Origin of the sequence: Psychrobacter sp. S1-30-MNA-CIBAN-0213 (assembly GCF_040309845.1) — a bacterium.
In the GTDB taxonomy this organism is placed as follows: Bacteria; Pseudomonadota; Gammaproteobacteria; order Pseudomonadales; family Moraxellaceae; genus Psychrobacter.
This window is the reverse complement of the sequence record NZ_JBEOPE010000005.1, coordinates 166,507-185,508: the sequence shown is the minus strand read 5'-3', so window position 1 is coordinate 185,508 and position 19,002 is coordinate 166,507. Positions and strand designations below refer to the sequence as shown.

The following is a 19,002-nucleotide window of genomic DNA, read 5'->3' as shown; positions in this document are numbered from 1 at the left end:
AGTAAAAAAGGGCTTAAGAATTATCTTAAGCCCTTTTTTTATGCGTGCCAATCTCAAAAACTATGATTAGCGCAGGTTTAGCTCAGGAACCGTTTGACCGCGCTTACTGTAAAACTCACTAACGAACTCATCGAAGATGTCTTGTTCAATAGCGTCTCTGATACCTTGCATCAAACGCTGGTAATAACGTAAGTTATGAATCGTTGCTAATTGAGCGCCTAGCATCTCTTTGCACTTATTAAGATGATATAAATAGGCACGGCTAAAGTTTTGGCAAGTATAGCAGTCGCACTCAGGATCTAATGAGCCTTCATCGTTACGATACTGGCTATTACGGATACGTACCACACCAGCGTTGTCTGTGTCGCCTGTGACGAAGTAATGACCGTTACGGGCGTTACGAGTCGGCATGACGCAGTCAAACATATCGACACCTCGGCGCACTGCTTCAACGATATCTTCAGGCTTACCAACACCCATGAGATAACGTGGCTTGTCTGCTGGCATCGCATCTGGCATATAATCTAAAACATCCATCATCTCATCTTTTGGCTCACCAACAGACAGACCACCTATTGCATAACCATCGAAACCAATCTCTAGTAGACCTTCAAGTGATTGCTTGCGCAAATCTGGGTACATACTGCCTTGGATGATGCCGAATAGGGCATTGGTACTGCCTAATCTGTTATGCTCGTCAACGCAGCGCTGTCCCCAACGTAGTGATAGCTCTAAAGATTTTTTGGCTTCATCGTGAGTCGCTGGATAAGGCGTACATTCATCAAATTGCATGACGATATCTGAGTTTAAGCTATATTGAATCTGCATCGACTTTTCTGGTGATAAAAACACCTTAGCACCATCAATAGGGGATTTGAAGTCGACCCCTTCTTCAGTAATTTTACGCATTGCGCCAAGGCTAAATACTTGGAAACCACCCGAATCGGTTAGGATAGGCTTATTCCAATGCATAAATTTGTGCAAGCCACCGAATTTATCGATAACTTCGGTACCTGGACGTAGCCATAAGTGGAAGGTGTTACCTAACACGATATCAGCGCCAATGGCTTCAATATCACGTGGCAGCATACCTTTGACCGTACCATAAGTACCAACGGGCATAAAGGCAGGCGTTTGCACGTCGCCATGATTAAGATGAACTGTACCACGGCGTGCACGCGTCTCGCCGCTGGCCGTTTTATGTAAGACAAATTGCATATAATAACCGCTATTTAAGCTATGAAAATGGCGCTAATTATAGCATTGTTAGCCATTTTTTGGACATAGATGTTTATGGGTCATCAATATAGGTATTTGATATTGTCCAGCTACAACCAAAAGATACAGACAGCGCAACTTAATGCTTGTTAAAGTAGAAAACGAGGTAATGAAGTATGGTACTAACAAAAGCCGTCAAGCACTGCTTTTGAATAGTGGAGACATAATATGACCAAAGCAATCTGTTTACTACTAAGCAGCTTATTATTTATATCAGGAGCAGCTATGGCTACCGAAGAGCCAGACTATACCGTTTTGTCACAAATTGATAACTTTGAGTTGCGTCGTTACGATGAGCAGCTGGTGGCGCAGACTTGGGTAACAGGTGATCAAGACGCTGCCAGCCGCGAAGGATTTAAGATATTAGCAGATTACATCTTTGGCAATAATACCGCGCCAAGCGGGGAAAGTAGCAAGGTTAGTATGACGGCTCCCGTTACCATGCAGCCTGAAGTTAAAAAAGGTAGCGACGAATCACAGAAAATTGCCATGACTGCGCCAGTAAATATGCAACAAGCCGATGGTAAATGGCGCGTACAATTTACTATGCCAAGCCAGTATACAATGCAAACATTGCCTAAACCAAATAATTCAAACATCACGATTAAAGAAATACCCGCGCAGACTTATGGCGTTATTAAATTCTCAGGGTTGGCAGGCAGTAAAAAGGTAGCAGAAAAAACGCAGGAGTTGCAGTCTTGGATGAATACACAGAAATTGGAAATGACTGGAGTTCCTGAATTAGCACGCTATAATCCGCCATGGACGCTGCCATTTATGCGCCGCAATGAAGTTATGATCGCTTATCAGCCAAAATAATACTAGCCTCAAAGCATATGACTAGCAGTGTCGAATTTGCTAAGTCTACCAAATATAATACCTATACTCTTTTTCCGTGCTACTCACATTTTTGGAAATGATATACCCATAAAAAAAGACAGCAAGCGCTGTCTTTTTCGTATTTGACTTTTAGAGGAATAATCTTAGCTGTTTTGCTCACGGATGATGTTTAGCATACGGCGTAATGGTTCAGCTGCACCCCATAATAGTTGGTCGCCAACCGTAAAGGCCCCTAGATATTCAGGACCCATATTAAGCTTACGCAAGCGCCCTAATGCCACTGTCAAAGTACCCGTTACTGCCACTGGTGTTAAGCGGTTCATGGTGGCTTCCTTATTATCTTCGACCAAATCTAACCACTCATTGCCACTGTTTTTCAGTGCTGCTTCAATTTCTTCTAACGGAATATCTTTTTTTAGCTTAATAGTTAGACCTTGTGCATGACAGCGCATTGCACCAATGCGCACACACATGCCATCGATAGGAATGTTGTTAGCTTCAGAGTTGCCAAGAATTTTATTGGTTTCAACGCCGCCTTTCCACTCTTCACGTGACTGCTTGTTTTCTAGTTGCGCATCAATATAGGGGATCAAACTACCGGCTAATGGTACGCCAAAGTATTGCTTAGGAAAGTCGTCCGAGCGTTGAGTTTGGGCGATTTTTTTATCGATTTCAAGGATGGCGCTTGCAGGATCAGCCAGCTCGTCTTTGACAGCATCATGTAGTACGCCCATACCATTAATTAACTCACGCATATTGTTTGCGCCTGAGCCACTCGCTGCTTGATAAGTCATGGCACTGACCCATTCGACCCAGCCTTTGTTAAATAACTCACCGATAGCCATTAGCATCAGTGACACCGTACAGTTGCCACCGATAAAGTCTTTTTTGCCGTTAGCTAAGGCACTATCAATAACAGTACGATTGACTGGATCAAGAATGATAATGCTATCGTCTTCCATGCGTAATGTGCTTGCCGCATCAATCCAATAGCCATTCCAGCCATTTTCACGCAATGGTTGGTGTACTTTTGAGGTATAGTCGCCACCTTGGCAGGTAATAATTACATCACAATCACTTAGTGCTGCAATATCATGAGCATCTTTTAGTTGGCTGGTCTTAATACCATCAAAGCTTGGCGCATTACCACCAGCGTTACTGGTTGAAAAAAATACGGGTGTAATACCATCGAAGTCATTTTCTTCTTGCATACGTTGTATCAATACTGACCCAACCATACCGCGCCAGCCTACCAAACCTACTGTTAAATTACTCATGAAACTTAATCCTTCTTACAATTATTTATTGCATCGCCAACCAATAACAATGCCGTGAATAGTTATAAAAAGCAAGGATTTTTAACTAATTTTAAGCATTTTCTATTCACTATTAATTATGATAATTATAACTTTTAGTTATTGCTATTGTAATAATATTCATTAGATTTACTAATCTTTAATAGTATTGAGTTAAAATAGGGTTAAATGTTTAGCTCTTTATTTATGGTAGGGGTCAAAATTGTAGTATTTTACGGAAGGCTAGGCTTAATTAATGTTCAATAGTAGGCTATAGTCTTATGAAATGCTAAAGTAGGCTTCTATTATCACTTTAGATGAGAATAATACAGGCTTTTGTCATCTAATGATGACGGATATAATTATCACTTCAACCATCAATTTAATAAACGGTTAATACATACTATGGATCTCTCCCTATTATATTATGGCGCACAGTGGTTAGCAGGGTTTATCGCATTTGTAACGGTATGGGGTTGGTTGCCTCTTGATAATTGGTGGGTGCGAGGTGTTGAATTTCCCCGTATTCAGATAATGGTACTGGGCGTCATTGCATGGGTTGGCATGTTAATGTTTTGGCCAGACTGGCAGTTAGGACAATGGTTGTTATTTATAGCTCTAAGTCTTACTTTGGCTTTTCAGCTCAGAATGGTATTACCATATACTAAGCTTTGGAAAAAAGAAGTTCAGAATGCAAAAGACAAACCAGAAGGGCAAGCCCATCAGCTTAAAATAATGGTATCAAACGTCCTTACTCCCAATGATAAAATGCAAAAATTGGTCGATTTGGTTAATCAAAGACAGCCTGATATTTTAATTACGTTGGAGAGTGATGAGAAGTGGGAAAAAGCTCTACATCAAATTGAAGCAGATTATCCTTATACTGTAAAAGTACCGCTAGACAATCTGTATGGTATGCATCTATATTCTAAGCTTGAGCTGATAGATCCTCAAGTTAAGTATTTAATGATAGATGATATACCCTCTATTCATACTCAGATGCGCCTGCAAAGTGGTCGAGTTATTTGGTTGTACTGCTTACACCCGATGCCGCCAAGTCCGACGGAAGCAGATAAGTCAACTACCCGTGATGCTGAGCTACTTATGGTTGGCAAACACATCAAAGATAATGATCAAACCGCGATATTAGCGGGTGATCTCAATGATGTAGCATGGTCAAAGACGACTCGCCGCTTTCAACGCATTTCAGGTTTATTAGATCCGCGTATCGGTCGACATTTTATTAATACCTTTCATGTCAAATATCCGTTTTTACGCTGGGCATTAGATCATATATTTCATAGTGCTTGCTTTACCGTGGTTGATATTCAGCGTATGCCTTCTATTGGCTCTGATCATTTCCCTGTTATGACTACTTTACAGTACGAACCAGAAGAGGCGAGTAAGCAGGAACAAAATGCTCCTACCGCTCAAACTGAAGATATCAAAGAAACAGAAAACAAAATTGAAGAAGGCAAAAAGGAAGGAACCAAAGTCTCAAAAGAGCATGCAGAAGAACAGGCGGATTTTAGTTAACATCATCGTTTAGCGCGCAGCTATTCTTTCTATTCAGTTAGGCGGATAAATGTAAGCTAAAGCGTACAACAAATAGGGTTTTTAGCCTCTAGCTACTCATATATGATTCCAATACAATAGCACCATCGACACAAGGATAGGCAAGGAGGCGGTGTTGAGACAGTAGCAATACAAGAACAGGTCAGCCCGCTGTCTTATAGGCTACTGTTTGTGACTTAGGATGAGTCGCGAAGGAAGAAACAATAATAATAACAATATGAAGCGTTAAAGCCCCGAACCAATCGCCCTAGGTTCGGGGCTTTTCTTTGTGTACTATTTCGTTAAATGATAAGGTTCTACCAAACTAAATACAGTAGCTCTAAATATAAAAAGCATATGCATTTGCATATACCTTTAAAAGCAATAATGATTTTCAAGCACGTTTATCTCACCTACAATCACCTCTTTGAAATAAGATAGGTTACTTCAATTGTTAGTTAAGCCAGTTATAATTACAAACCCACTTCTTCTTGAGTAAGTACACTGATTTTGATGGGTACAGCGTACAACCATGTCATACCAGCGGTACAGAAAAATTTTCCATCGCGAAAAGACACAATACGAGCCGTAAAGTCATTATCAATTTGATCGCTAATAGCACGCTCATCACTATCATCGTCTACTGCACACCAAATCTGTTTATCGCCACGATCTAACATCGCTCGAGTTAAGTCGCTACCAGTTAATTTATTGTCCACGTTTATGTATCCTAAATATCAAATATGATTATGGAGGTGTAAAAGATGCACTGCGATGCAGTGTTTTTATATTTATAATATTCATGACAGTCCCTAAAATGCTACCTCGTAAGATTTTTCATTTATAGCAATGAGATTAATGAAAAACTACTTGGGCTTAGCAAACTGTTGGAGCATTATATTTACCAAACATCAGCTGATTGTTACAGTTATTGTGAATAATGGTTAGGAATAGTACAAACAGTTATAAAAGGATTTAAGTTAACAATAAACCAACAAAACCAAACTCTAGTTGGTTGTAATAATACTAGCATATAATAAGCGACTTGCGGGGCGTAAAAAACATTGAGATTTCTTAATGATTAATTGAAAATTTAATTGCTATAAACGGATTTTAAAATAATAAAAAGGGCATATACATCTGTATACGCCCTTAAAAATCTATCAGCTGTAACTTAAGCTAAAAATATGATATCTAGATATCAATTAAGCACTTGGATGTAAGCACCAGCACGTAACTCTTGTAACCAATCTTCTTGGGCTTGTGGTGCTAAGCGTTGATACAGTGCTTGACGAGCCATGTTGCGGCGATACTGCTCGCTGACATCCCGTTGGCGTTTACCTTCGACTTTTAAAATATGCCAACCAAACTGAGTTTTAAAGGGCGCAGAGTAATCACCAACGGTAGTGTTTTTCATAACAGCTTCAAATGGGCCAACCATATCTTCTTCGCTTACCCAATCAAGATCACCGCCACGTCCCGCTGAACCTGGATCATCTGAATAAGTTGATGCTAGATCTGCAAAATCTGCACCTTTACGTAGCTGATCATATAGATCGTTAATCTTCTGTTCAGCAAGTGCATCAGTTTGTAGCTCATCCACTTTGACCAATATATGACGAGCATGCCACTGCGGTATAATCATAGTGTCACTAGCTTTTTTATTAGCCAGTTTAATAATATCAATGCCTTCAGGGGTCACTAGTGGAGCGCTAACGGCACCAACTTCAAGCTTAGTAATCTCGCTAGAGAGCTCTATGGGCAGAGCAGCAGCTTTATGAAAACCCATATCGCCACCTTGTAACGGAATTGGATAGCTGCCTTGGGCTGCGGCTACAGCAGCTTCAACATCGACATTTGGCGCTTGTAGACGAGTACGTAATACTTGAGCGACTTTTAGCGCCTCACTACGTTGAGCTTCAGATAAGCGACTATAGTCATCTATATACGGTACGCGAACGTGAATAGTTTGATATTCACTTTGATTTAGGCGCTTGGCTTCCGGAGAGTTCAAAAACGCATCAATATCTTGCTCACTGATACGTACACGGCTGGTGATTTGGCGCTGTTGCAAAGACTGAATAGCAGCGTCTTCAATCAGTTGTGAACGTAAAGCGGCATAGCTTCCTGCTTGATTGGCATCTAGACGTTGCTGTAGAGCGCTAATACTACCGAGTCCTTCAGACTGAGCAATTTGTGCAAGACGTTGATTGATGGCTGCTTCATCGGCCTTGAGACCGACACGATTGATTAACGAGAGTTGCAACTCACGTAGAATCAATGCATTTAATACCTCAGACTGCAATTGCGCTGAATTGGCGATAGGCTCGCCAGCTGCTTGCGCACGTGCTTGGGTTTGAGCAATAGCATCGACTAAGTCGCTTTTTAAGATAGCGTTATCATTGACTAGAGCAATAATACCGTCAGTACTATTAGCAGGCGTTAAGCGAGCATTGTTGTTTTGACTAGCAGTTGCAACGTTTGGTTGCGCATTTGCAGGTTTAACAGTTGCTGCTTGACTACTAAAGCTTATTAAAATGCCTGCGCTCATACCCATAGAAATTAGTACAGCACGGCTGGTCTGACGTAAAGAAAAAAATCTCATGATGCTCCTCATCAATGTCATCGCATCGGATGGTGTTTGGGCAATGATCTTCATAATTATTCGCAGGTTACATTACGAATAATCATATATTGAATACTCTTGCCCACAATGTTATTACGTGATTGTTTAGTCTATTGAATTGCTTCAATTACTACATTATCGCTCATTAATTTAAGACTGCTAAATCAATATTTCTAAAAATTTCTGCTAATCTTTCCAAGCAGTTTGTACTGGCTCAAAGCCTAAGACCTTATCCGCAAGTAAGCGGGTGAGACGACTGCTACCACTGCCAAGCCCGTTGAGCCTAATCTCTGCCATAATCGCTTGCGTAGGTTTCTCTTTAAGGTTTAAATCATTATAGTAGCGGCGACCATAAACTGCAAAACCAATACAGCAGTCTTCATAATCAATACCGACGAGTGCATCTAGCATTTTATCACTACGATAATCGTATTGTCCTTGTGCCAACACGCGCCAACTGTTATTAACAGGGAAAATTGCCGATGCTGTAAATGCAGATAATGGCAATTGGTCAGTATTCTCATCACGCTGGCGTTTGACAAAACCGACGTTAAATAAGCTATTATCTGACGGCTGATAGCGTAGCTCTGTCGTAAGATAATTGAGGTCGTAGCTGTTATTTAAAGCGCCACTAACATCAACCCATACGTTATTGTAAGGTTGGGTGCTAGCATTCCATACCATTCCAGATGATGAGGTGTTAAATACTGGCGTCTGATCATCAAGAGTGACGCGCCCATCACCATAATAGAACTGCTCTGCAATGCTACCATCAAAACGTGTCACACCCGTTGCGTCGATGTAACGATAATTGATACCTGGAGTAATGGCATGCAAGTCTTGCAAGCGATCATGTCCTAAGAACCAACTGTCCGAAAATAGCTGTTCATAGTTAATAGACGCAATACGAGTATTGAAGTTAGGAATATCGTTTTGGTCTTCAAATGGTGAGTAAGTATATTTTAGACGCGGACTAAGTAGCTGATAGCCGCCCATTGTATCGTCGAAGGCACCAAATGGTGAACCAGGGCGATAAAAGTGCAGACCAGCATCAATACTAGCTTGTGGTACAAATACTGATTGATTACCGTCCTCTTTATTTAATTGGTTATCCTCTAAGCTATCTTGATCATACGAGGTGTACAGGTGTTGCAGGCTAAGCTTGGGTTTTACATAACCCCATGCAGCTTCAATCGGATAAGTAGTGCTTAACTTGTTATAGACACGTACACCGCTCTTTTCATCTTCAGAACCATCATCAATGGATTTTTTGAAGTAAGCTGAGTCGTGAACGCCAGTAATATCAAAGGCATCTAACCATGGTAGGCGGTAATTTAATGATAACTGTGGTAGACGTGAGTAGGGCTTATCTTTATCTTCTAGCGCATCGCCTGCGTTAGTAAATGCACTGAGCGTTTGGAACGTTTCAAGTTTTAGCTCACCATTAACATAATCATTGTAATAATTAAGTCGGGCACGTCTTGGCAGGTTCAACGTATTGTCTGATAAACCCAGCGTATCAAAGTCGTTAAGGTAGTCTTCGTCAGACACATAACTGTACTTCGCATCACCACTCAAACGTGGAATGCTATTCGATGACCAATAATGATCATAGAAAAAGCTACTCCGATCCTCATCGTCATACTCTTTGTCATTAGGTAAATATGAGCCGTTAAAGATACCTTCGCCATATTGCTCAGTTAAATAACGGAATTCACCTGAGAGCATCGGATTACGATTGGTATAGAGATGGGTATTTAACGTGGCATCATAGTTAGGTGCTAAATTAAAATAATAAGGGATGTCGATTTCGAGACCACTTTCGCTACCGATACTCGCGCTAGGTAATAAGAATCCACTACTACGGCGGCTGTCGATAGGAAAGTTGAAGTAAGGTAAATAGAAGACAGGTACATCAGCGATACGAAAGGTAGTATTATAAGCTTCACCGCGCCCAGTCTCAGTATCTAGATCAATGCTTTTAGCATCGAATTGCCACTTGCGATTTGTGGGCGGACAGGTGCTGAACATCACCTCATCAAGCTCATACTGAGTGTCGTTAGGTCGATTCAAACGCTTGGCGTAGCCATGTGCTTGCAATTCCACACTGGCAAAAGCCACTTCATCAGCAGTTGATTGTCCAGTCTCAGTATTATAAGCCAAGTTATCTGCAACACCGATGAGACCACCCTGTGCAGCCTTGTTCGTAATACCAACTTTACCATTATTTCGAGTGTTGCCATTGCCAGTGGCTTGGTCAGTAAACATCACTTTGCCTTGCGCAGCAGCAACGCCATTGGTCAAATCAAGCACGACTTTATCGGCTTCGATATGCTGAGTGCCTTGGTCGATAATGACGTTGCCTGATAGCTCAGCATAATCTACATTATCGTAGTAGCCGTAATCAGACTCCGCAAACAGTGGCGCTTGATTATTAGGAACGCCGTTAAGATTGGTATTTGCCTGTCCGCCTGCTTCATTTACTGCGCGCTGGTAATTAGGATTACGTTTAGGATTAACCCATTGGCCTTCACAGCGCTGAGCGCTATCTACGACCCTTGGAAGTAGCCTTAAGTTTTCACCTACTTTTGGAATGGTTTGCGGCGTAGGCGTTAGCGTATTTTGAATACCGTCTTGTTCAGAGCTAGTAGTCTGTTCAGAGTTTATAGTATGGTCATTATTTCTTAAAGTTGACGGATCAGTATCTGGAGTCAGCTCATAAAATTCTGCTAAACGCATCAGACTGTCTTGAACACTTTCATCATTAAGATTAAGACGATTGTTATCAATTGCTGAATTCTTATTCGTATTTTGACGTGTCTGCGTTGAACTCTTATTATCGCTTTTATTGAATGATCGCTCTGCTTCAAGAGCTAGGTTTTGAGTAGTTTCAGTTACTGGCAGCGCAGCTATGGTGTCAGTTTCAGTAATTACATTATCAGCAGTTAATTTGCTATTAGAGATGAAATCATCGCTAGAAGTTAAGTTATAACTGGTATCTTTAGTCTGATTGCTAATCGGCGCGACAGCAATTTGCTCAGAGTTGGCAAGCTCAATAGTGGTTGAAGAGTCCAAATCTGTCTTTGGTATAGTGCTTAACTCATTACTATAGCTATTGCTGTATTCTTTGGTAGGAGCACTAGCAATACTAGGGCTGTCAGAGATTAACGGTGCTGCCTGCTTATCATCGCTCATTACTGTAGCAGCGCTCACAGTCAAGCCGGTCAAGCTCAAGGCACCAAATAAAATCAAACGAATGCTTTGGTAAAGCGGAGAATATAACAAGGGCACACCTATGATTGCAAAGCCTATGGGGTTGCGATATTTGGTTCAGTTGTATATTTTAATCTCGTCCTATATCTAAGCTAGACTGATAAAAAACCAGTTTGAGCCAATAAAAACGAGTCAATAGCAAAGGTATATCTGACCACTATACGATAATATAGATTTGGATATCCGGTCATATTACAACTATTGATGAGTTATCATAGTCAAAAAAAACCAAATCAGCTACACTATTCATCAAATTTTATGACGTAGCAAGACGTTTTTACCATTAATGCTCAGCACAGCGCATAAAATGAGGCTTAAAAATAACCTAAAACGTCCAGCAAATAAAAATAGCTCGTCATTTTAGCAAGTATTCACTTTATTTATTACTAATTTAGTCATTAATGCTAGGTATTTTTGACGATTGTATTTTCAGTATTATTGTTCTTACAATTATCAAGTACTTAAGCTTATTGACTGTTAACCTGCGATGCACTTTATGACAGACCATATAGTTTTACAGCCTGATGCCAATACTAATATCAATACTGATGTCGATAACAGTACCCGTCAGCAGCAATTAGAGAACTGGTTGCAGCAAGTATTTGAAGATCAAACGTTTATTCTTGATAGCTTACCGGGTGATGCCAGTGCACGCCAGTACCATCGCATACAACTGTTTGATGCTAACAGCAGCGATGATACCCCAGCAGCACGGTATATCGTCATGGATTCCGCTGATGAGCAAGAAGCAATGCAGCAGTTTGTCAACGTTACTAAGCTGATGGCGCCTGCAATCAATGTGCCAGAGCTTATTGCCCAAGATATGGCACAAGGGTTTTTGGTACTACAAGATTTTGGAGCGACAGAGTTCGCGCACTTATTAGTTGATGCGCCAACTGCAAAGGTGAATGACTGTTACCAGTTGGCGATGAAAACATTAGTCGATTTACAAAAAACGCCTGTGCAGACAGCTCGCGTAGAGCACGAACTGCCTGATTATGATAGCGCAATGCTCAATCGTGAAATGGATTTGTTCCGTGATTGGTTCATACCTTATATTGGTGTAAGCCTTAATGAGAAGTTATGGGAAAATCTAAAATCGGCCTTAATCGATGATATTTTGACTCAACCGCAGGTGATTGTTCATCGTGATTATCACAGTCGCAACTTAATGCAAGATCAAGCAGATCATTCGCGCTTAGGCGTCATTGATTTTCAAGATGCTGTAATCGGTGCATATACTTATGATTTGGTATCCTTAGTGCGTGATGCATATGTTGAATGGCCAGAGAGTCAGGTATCAAGCTGGGTTAATGATTTCTGGCAATTGCAGCAGCTAGCAATGCTACCGACAGCGGACAGTGCTGAGCAGTTTGAACATGATTTGAATGTGATGGGTGTACAACGACATCTAAAGGTATTAGGAATTTTTATTCGTTTGTCTGAGCGTGATGGTAAAAACCGCTATTTGGCTGATATTCCAAAGGTCATGAGCGATCTCCTTCTTGAGTTAAATTGGCTGGCTGAACAGGGTAATGATGCTATGAAGCTAGCTGTACTACCTTTTAATCAATGGCTACAAGATAGCGTATTACCTGCTTATCAAGACAAGTTTGCATCGTAATAGATGTCAATGAATTGAGTTGATTACCAAAATAATGATTTTAATAAGGAGCGTGCATGTCTGTTATAACGCAAGCAATGATTTTGGCCGCTGGCAAGGGGACACGCCTGCGTCCATTAACTCTTGAAACCCCCAAACCTTTAGTTGAAGTCGGTGGACAGCCGCTAATTGTCTGGCATATTCAAGCGTTACAAGCAGCGGGCATCACTGATATTACTATCAATGTCTCATGGCTTGCTGACAAACTAATGGATACACTGGGCGATGGGTCGCAATACAGGGTGACTTTGCATTGGTCAGTTGAAGATGATGAGCCTTTAGAGACCGCAGGTGGGATTTTTCAAGCGCTACAAATGGGTAAATTACGAGATGAACCTTTTATCCTAGTCAACTCCGATGTCTGGACGACATATGATTTTGCTCAGTTGCAGAATTATGAGCTAAGTGCCGATCAGCGTGCACATCTATTATTAATTGATAATCCAGAACATAATGATGGTGGTGACTTCGCTATCAATAATGGTTTGGCCAGTGAGAATCCAGTTGGTGATGCGGACAAATATACCTTTGCCGGTATTAGCGTGATGTCACCTAGATTGGTTGATGGACTGGTAACGGGGCAACCAGCGGCACTAGCGCCATTGCTTAAGCAGGCGATGATTAAGTTTCAGATTACCGCTGAAGTGATTAAAGATAACTGGATAGACGTTGGTACGCCTGAGCGTCTAGAGCAAGTAAATGATTTTATTAACAGTAAAGGCGCGGATAATCATTATGGCGCTTGATTAGTACGATAATGAAAGAAGTTTGATAATAAAAAGCAGCGCTAATCTTATGATCAGCGCTGCTTTTTTATCACATAAATAATATTTTAAACGCCCATCGCCAATTTGATTAATTGGGCAATAGTAAAGATAACTAAAAAACCTGCTAGATATAAACCAATGAACCATGCCCATTGGGATTGTTTCTTACTAAGCTTTCTCATGGTGACCTCCCAATTTGCGTTTTGATTGTGGCTGCTATCATTTAGTACAGCAGCTACAATCATTCTAATTTATCCATTGCATACTACTATTATTGATTAATACATAGGATTATGATCAGATTTACCTTTAAAGGTATAATACGCAAAAGCGGTGTAACTTAAGATAATCGGCAGCATAATAACTGCACCAATAAGCATAAAGGATAGTGAGGTATCGGCAGCGGCAGCTTCATAAATCGTCATCTGATACGGTACTATATAAGGGAATATGGCGAAACATACACCGATGTAACCCATCAAGAATAGAGCGACCGTCAATAAAAATGGACGATATTCACGCTCAGTATTTAAGTCCTTACGCATTAAGAAGAATAGCAGTAATACAATAATTGGCATTGGTGCAAGATAGAGCAAACCTGGGAAGCTAAACCAGCCTTCAAGAGCATCGATATCTGAGAAGAACATAGATATCGTGACGGCAATCATCGCGGCTACTAATGCCATTAGCATCCAGCCAGAGACTTTGCGCGCCCAAATTTGCAGTTTATGCTCAGTTTTGATAATCAGCCAAGTAGAGCCAAGTAACGCATAACCGATAATAAGTGCAAACCCGCACATAATTGGGAAAGGCGAGAACCAATCAAAAGGGCCGCCAGTATACAAGCGGTTGCTTGCCTCTAACCCTTGAACCAATGCACCAAGCATAATTCCCTGAGAGAAAGTAGCTACCACAGAACCTACAAAAAAGAAGGTATCCCAGACATGACGGCGTGAGGAAGCTTTAAAGCGAAACTCAAACGCCACGCCGCGCATAATAAGACCAAATAGCATTGCGGTAACGGGCAAGTAGAGACCCGTCATAATAATACCGTAAGCGACTGGGAAAGCGGCAAACAAGCCACCACCGCCCAATACTAGCCAAGTCTCATTACCATCCCAAAAGGGAGCAATAGAGTTCATCATCCGGCTACGGTTTTTATCTGAGCCCGCAAAGGGGAACAAAATGCCACAACCTAAGTCAAAGCCATCAAGCAGTACATAAATAAAGACAGATAGAGCGATTAGTCCGCCCCAGATTAAAGGTAAATCTAATACATCACCGTAGTTAAACATTAGCGCAACCCTCCATCTTCTTTATCATTCGCTGGCGTATCAAGATCTTCAGAGTCATGTTGCTCCATCTTTTCACTGGCATGGCTATCACCACTAAGCGTACGACCTTGACCCTCAGTGATAGAATGCTCATAAAAGTTGTCATCCGCAGGGTCTTCATACGGTTTAGGCCCTTGAGCAATCAAGCGTAGGATATAGAAACTACCCGCACCGAAAACAAAGATATACAGCACGATAAAGCCAATCAGCGTTGTTGCCACTTGCTGTGCAGCAACGGGTGACATACTTTCAGCAGTACGAATCACGCCATATACCGTCCAAGGCTGACGACCAGTTTCGGTAACGAACCAGCCAGCAAGCAGAGCAATGAAACCAAGAGGCGTCATCATCATCCATGCACGGTGGAACCATTTACTTTCAGGATTGAACTGCTGTTTTTTAAAGTATTTATAGAGGCTAAATAATCCTACTAACACCATCAGCGTTCCAATACCTACCATAACGCGAAACGACCAAAATACGATAGGGACATAAGGCTGGTCCTCTGGGGCCCAGTTCTTAAGCCCTTTAACTTCACCATCTAATGAATGAGTTAAAATCAGACCAGATACATAAGGTATTTTGACTTCATAATGGTTTTTTTGTGCCTCTTGGTCTGGGATAGCAAACAGGATTAATGGCGCACCGCGCTCATCTTCCCAAAGCCCTTCCATCGCTGCAACTTTGGCAGGTTGATGTTCAAGAGTATTTAAGCCATGCATATCGCCAATCAAGACCTGCGCTGGGGCGACAAAAATAGCCATGACCATCGCCATACCTAACATAACGCGGCCATGCTGACGATGTTCGGTATGCTTTTTAGACTGAATATAATAAGCACCGATACCACCAATCACAAAGGCAGTGGTCAAAAATGCTGCCGTCATCATATGTGCATAGCGGTAAGGAAATGAGGGATTAAAAATAATCTCAAGCCAGTTGGTTGGATAGAGTAGACCGTCAGCGCCCATCATAAAACCCTGCGGCGTTTGCATAAAGCTGTTAGCCGCCAAAATCCAAAACCCTGAAATGAGCGTACCAATGGCTACAATAGCGGTCGATGCAAAGTGCATGCGCTTACTGACTCGGCCCCAACCAAATAGCATAATTCCTAGGAAAGAAGCTTCTAAAAAGAACGCGGTCAGAACTTCATAGGCGAGTAGAGGACCTAAGACGTTACCAGCTCTGTCTGAGAATACTGCCCAGTTGGTTCCGAACTGATAGGACATGACCACGCCCGATACCACGCCCATGCCAAAAACAACGGCAAATATTTTTACCCAATGTTTATAGACTTCAGCGTAAATAGGCTCGCCGGTCCTGAGCCAGCGAAATTCAAGCACTGTCAGAAAGCTGGCAAGTCCAATAGAGAATGCAGGAAAGACAATATGAAAAGAGATAACAAAAGCAAATTGGATACGCGCTAGCATTAGCGCATCCATCTGATCAATCATAAACGTAGCGAACATAAACGGTTACCTTTACCTGTTAGCTGACTAGCGATAGCTTCCATGATACGCTCAAGTAACTGTCCGTAATCAGTAGTACGAGCATTACGGGCAATAGCCAATTGTTATTTAGCTACAAATGACATTCAGCTAAGAACGTCTTAAATAAAGATATCTTTATTTAAGACGTTCTTAATTGCAGTAGATAACTTATATCCTTATAAATTAAAGTCATTTGTCTATAAAATCAGTAGATTAATATGCATTAACGTGCATATATTATGCGCCACCATAGGTACACACGCAAGCTGTGCATAGTAAGCGTCATTAACTCAATGACTACTAGTCCGTCATTAATAACCACCAATAATTAAGGGGTGTTTTACCTATAATCAAAGCTCTGAGAAAGACCATCAATGTTGACTAGAGCTATGAATAGTTTGCTACCAGCAAAAGCATAACAAGCTACTCATTATTCTAAATGAAGTTTACTGTTGTAATTGTTTGTGCAAGATGCGGCGCAACGTCAAAATAGTTTGTGGGTTAGCTTGGATACTATGACCGCCACTGATTACTGTTTCGGAGGCAGCACCATCGAGATGGGCACTGGTGTAAGGCACAATGCCATCAGATAAACGCTCAGTGAGTGCTTGGCTAATATCTTCATCTACCATCACTGCGGCGACCAGTGGTGCGCTCGGTATAGAAGATATATCAGTATCACCACTTGTATCCGCTTTTGTTGCTTGGGATAAGTCTATCCTAGCTCCACCGGGCTGCATTCTTGCCAAGCCTTGAGTGATATCTGTATCATTATTGGCAATAATGGAGTGATAGGTAATACGATCGTTGATAATGATGTCTTTAGTCAACTGAATAAATGAGGACTTGTTACTCAGTTGACTTGCACCATTTTGCAGATATAGCGCACCTAACGGGTTCTGTGCCAAATCACCTTGAGTTGCAATAGTAGCTAAATTATCAGTAACGGTTTTTACTAAGCTTATTGGCAAATATATAATACGCCGTAGTGCACGGGTGAACCAGCGGTCTGCATAATCAGTACCCTGAAATGGCGCAGACAAAAATACAGCGGTATCAACCTGTGGTAAGGTTTGCAGCTGGAAACGCTTACGAATCTCTTCCTTACCAAAAGCCTGTCTGAGAGTTTGATCAATTTGACGTTTTGCGCTATCTGAAATTAAGTTCTTATCATCTAATGCGTCGAGATTTTTTGCCAAATTGTCGTCAGAGAGCATCATACGAGAAATAATAGCTCCCATACTGTGGCTGACAATCACGCTGTTTTTACTAGCGCGATTTTGTCCGTTAGGATCTGTTTGTTGATAAGTGGTTTCAAGAAGCTTTTGAATCTGATAGCGATTTTCTAGAATAGGCAGGTTGGTCGGATAAAATATTTGCCATACTTGATAGTTGTTACGTAGCTTGTCATCACTGAATATATCGTTGGTTAAGTTAACCCATGTCGCAGGACTGGAAGCTAAGCCATGTATCATGACAATCACACGCTTATTAGGATCATAAGGTTCAAGCATAAATAGTTTAGGCAGTGTTGTTTCTTGACGCCGCGTCAGTAAGTTCAAATAACCGACACCGTCAAGCTGGTTCTCTGCCAACCACAGTCCATAACCTGCAGAAAAGTTAGCGGCAAGCGGATAGTCATTACCAAGGATATTGACGCTGTTACTACGATAGGGATTATATAAGTGAATATCGAGCTGATTGCTACTAAGTACGTCAAGCACACTGTCACCTATTGGCTTTACCACACCGGTCATAAGTAGATGCCCAGTAGGATAGATGCGCGTGCTCGTTTCGCTATCTTCCATGCTACCGTTGCTTGCCATTGCAGATAGCTTACCTGATAGCGATGAAGCTAATAGTTGGCGGATAGTAGTCGTATAACGGTCATCCAGTGAGGCAACCAAGCTGACACCAAGACCTGGACGCTTACTGACTGAGTTTAGTCCCGTCAAACGCAGCTCATAAGTTGAAGTCAAATCAGCAAGAGCAGAAGCTTGCTTATGTGCGTTTTGTAGATAGTTGTTTTCATTAGGTAGATAAACGTTGAGGTCATAGTTGTCGACTTGGATATTCATGACGTTAATCTGATCAGTAGGCTTACCACGCAACGGCGCTCGATTGGCAATTGCTGCCTTGTTACTAGTATCAATCGTAGCATTGGTTGGCAGGTACTTTATTTTGGTATTGTCCATCATGCTATTTGAAGAGTCTGTTGAACGATATAACTGTGTAACAACGCTGTTAGTGGCCGCATTATAGACGTCTTGAGTTTGGATATCGATATCGGTTGGAATACGTTGGGGTTGGCGCACGACAGTTTTGTCAGTACTAGCCTCTTCAAAATCGTGGGTTAAGCTATCATAAAATAAATAAGTATAACTAAGTTTAATCGCATCAAAAAGCCGCGCCTGATAACTGTTGACACAGGTGTTGGTATTTTGCTCTTGAGTATCTTTTTGCTCTGCTGTCAAAGGAGCATTAGCGTAATAAGGGTCAAGGGGTGGTCGTGATAAAGCCTGTTGACAATCTGCTGAGTTAGCAAGTTGAAGCGCCTTTGCATAATGAATCTCAGCGTAGACAGCAAGTGCGGATCTATAGTGTTCGTTGAGTATGCTATCGGTTAATTGTGCTAAACATTGGTCAAAATACTGTATGCAGGCTTGCTCATTGAGACCGGCAGACAATAGGGTGGCAGAAGTAGCCGTACTAAGCTTATTTTCAGTAACGATACTACCACGCTGGTTTTTAATGGTTTTTGCCTGAGTTTGCTTATTGACTGAGACTGTACTACAGGCCGTCAATAGCATCATGGTCGCTGCCATTGCTACTGACGCGATAGGCATAGGTTTTTTCTTAACATATGCTGACAGGACTGCAGT

13 protein-coding genes are annotated in these 19,002 nt (G+C 41.5%); 4 read left to right on the top strand and 9 right to left on the bottom strand.

Annotated features, from left to right (window positions below; all coding sequences use genetic code 11):
* Positions 1-66: 66 nt before the first annotated feature.
* Positions 67-1,218 carry a tRNA guanosine(34) transglycosylase Tgt gene (gene tgt, locus AAEY87_RS07245; RefSeq protein WP_350656565.1) on the bottom strand — a complete coding sequence of 384 codons (1,152 nt, stop codon included), beginning with the start codon at positions 1,216-1,218 and terminating at the stop codon, positions 67-69.
* Positions 1,219-1,503: 285 nt separating this feature from the next.
* Between tgt and AAEY87_RS07240 the strand changes: the two genes are divergently transcribed.
* On the top strand, positions 1,504-2,097 hold the full coding sequence (locus AAEY87_RS07240; RefSeq protein ID WP_350656564.1) for an SOUL family heme-binding protein: 594 nt from the start codon (positions 1,504-1,506) through the stop codon (positions 2,095-2,097).
* A gap of 164 nt (positions 2,098-2,261) precedes the next feature.
* Here AAEY87_RS07240 and asd read toward each other — a convergent pair whose 3' ends face one another.
* Positions 2,262-3,395 carry an aspartate-semialdehyde dehydrogenase gene (gene asd, locus AAEY87_RS07235; protein ID WP_068036343.1) on the bottom strand — a complete coding sequence of 378 codons (1,134 nt, stop codon included), beginning with the start codon at positions 3,393-3,395 and terminating at the stop codon, positions 2,262-2,264.
* Positions 3,396-3,818: 423 nt separating this feature from the next.
* Between asd and AAEY87_RS07230 the strand changes: the two genes are divergently transcribed.
* On the top strand, positions 3,819-4,949 hold the full coding sequence (locus AAEY87_RS07230; RefSeq protein ID WP_350656562.1) for an endonuclease/exonuclease/phosphatase family protein: 1,131 nt from the start codon (positions 3,819-3,821) through the stop codon (positions 4,947-4,949).
* A 491-nt stretch (positions 4,950-5,440) separates the two neighbouring features.
* On the opposite strand, the gene AAEY87_RS07225 is transcribed toward AAEY87_RS07230, so the two are convergent.
* The 3 genes from AAEY87_RS07225 to AAEY87_RS07215 form a co-directional block, all read right to left on the bottom strand.
* Positions 5,441-5,686, bottom strand: a complete 246-nt coding sequence (locus AAEY87_RS07225) for a hypothetical protein (RefSeq protein ID WP_068036338.1) — start codon at positions 5,684-5,686, stop codon at positions 5,441-5,443.
* A 482-nt stretch (positions 5,687-6,168) separates the two neighbouring features.
* Positions 6,169-7,572 (bottom strand): peptidylprolyl isomerase, encoded by a 1,404-nt coding sequence (locus AAEY87_RS07220; protein WP_350656560.1) that lies wholly within the window; start codon positions 7,570-7,572, stop codon positions 6,169-6,171.
* A gap of 207 nt (positions 7,573-7,779) precedes the next feature.
* The gene (locus tag AAEY87_RS07215; protein WP_502945455.1) at positions 7,780-10,878 is read right to left on the bottom strand and encodes an LPS-assembly protein LptD; all 3,099 of its coding nucleotides are present in this window, start codon (positions 10,876-10,878) and stop codon (positions 7,780-7,782) included.
* A 484-nt stretch (positions 10,879-11,362) separates the two neighbouring features.
* Between AAEY87_RS07215 and AAEY87_RS07210 the strand changes: the two genes are divergently transcribed.
* Positions 11,363-12,490 carry an aminoglycoside phosphotransferase family protein gene (locus AAEY87_RS07210; protein WP_350656556.1) on the top strand — a complete coding sequence of 376 codons (1,128 nt, stop codon included), beginning with the start codon at positions 11,363-11,365 and terminating at the stop codon, positions 12,488-12,490.
* A gap of 56 nt (positions 12,491-12,546) precedes the next feature.
* On the top strand, positions 12,547-13,275 hold the full coding sequence (gene murU / locus AAEY87_RS07205; RefSeq protein ID WP_350656555.1) for an N-acetylmuramate alpha-1-phosphate uridylyltransferase MurU: 729 nt from the start codon (positions 12,547-12,549) through the stop codon (positions 13,273-13,275).
* Positions 13,276-13,361: 86 nt separating this feature from the next.
* On the opposite strand, the gene AAEY87_RS07200 is transcribed toward murU, so the two are convergent.
* From AAEY87_RS07200 to AAEY87_RS07185, 4 genes are all read right to left on the bottom strand, one after another.
* Positions 13,362-13,541, bottom strand: a complete 180-nt coding sequence (locus AAEY87_RS07200; protein ID WP_350656554.1) for a hypothetical protein — start codon at positions 13,539-13,541, stop codon at positions 13,362-13,364.
* A 33-nt stretch (positions 13,542-13,574) separates the two neighbouring features.
* Positions 13,575-14,591, bottom strand: a complete 1,017-nt coding sequence (cydB, locus tag AAEY87_RS07195; RefSeq protein ID WP_350656553.1) for a cytochrome d ubiquinol oxidase subunit II — start codon at positions 14,589-14,591, stop codon at positions 13,575-13,577.
* Positions 14,591-16,099, bottom strand: coding sequence for a cytochrome ubiquinol oxidase subunit I (locus AAEY87_RS07190; protein WP_068036325.1), 1,509 nt, complete (start codon positions 16,097-16,099; stop codon positions 14,591-14,593). Before AAEY87_RS07190 ends, cydB begins: the two co-directional genes overlap by 1 nt.
* Before the next feature lie 467 nt (positions 16,100-16,566).
* Complete coding sequence (locus tag AAEY87_RS07185) at positions 16,567-18,966, bottom strand: esterase/lipase family protein (RefSeq protein ID WP_350656552.1); 2,400 nt, start codon at positions 18,964-18,966, stop codon at positions 16,567-16,569.
* Positions 18,967-19,002 lie beyond the last annotated feature (36 nt).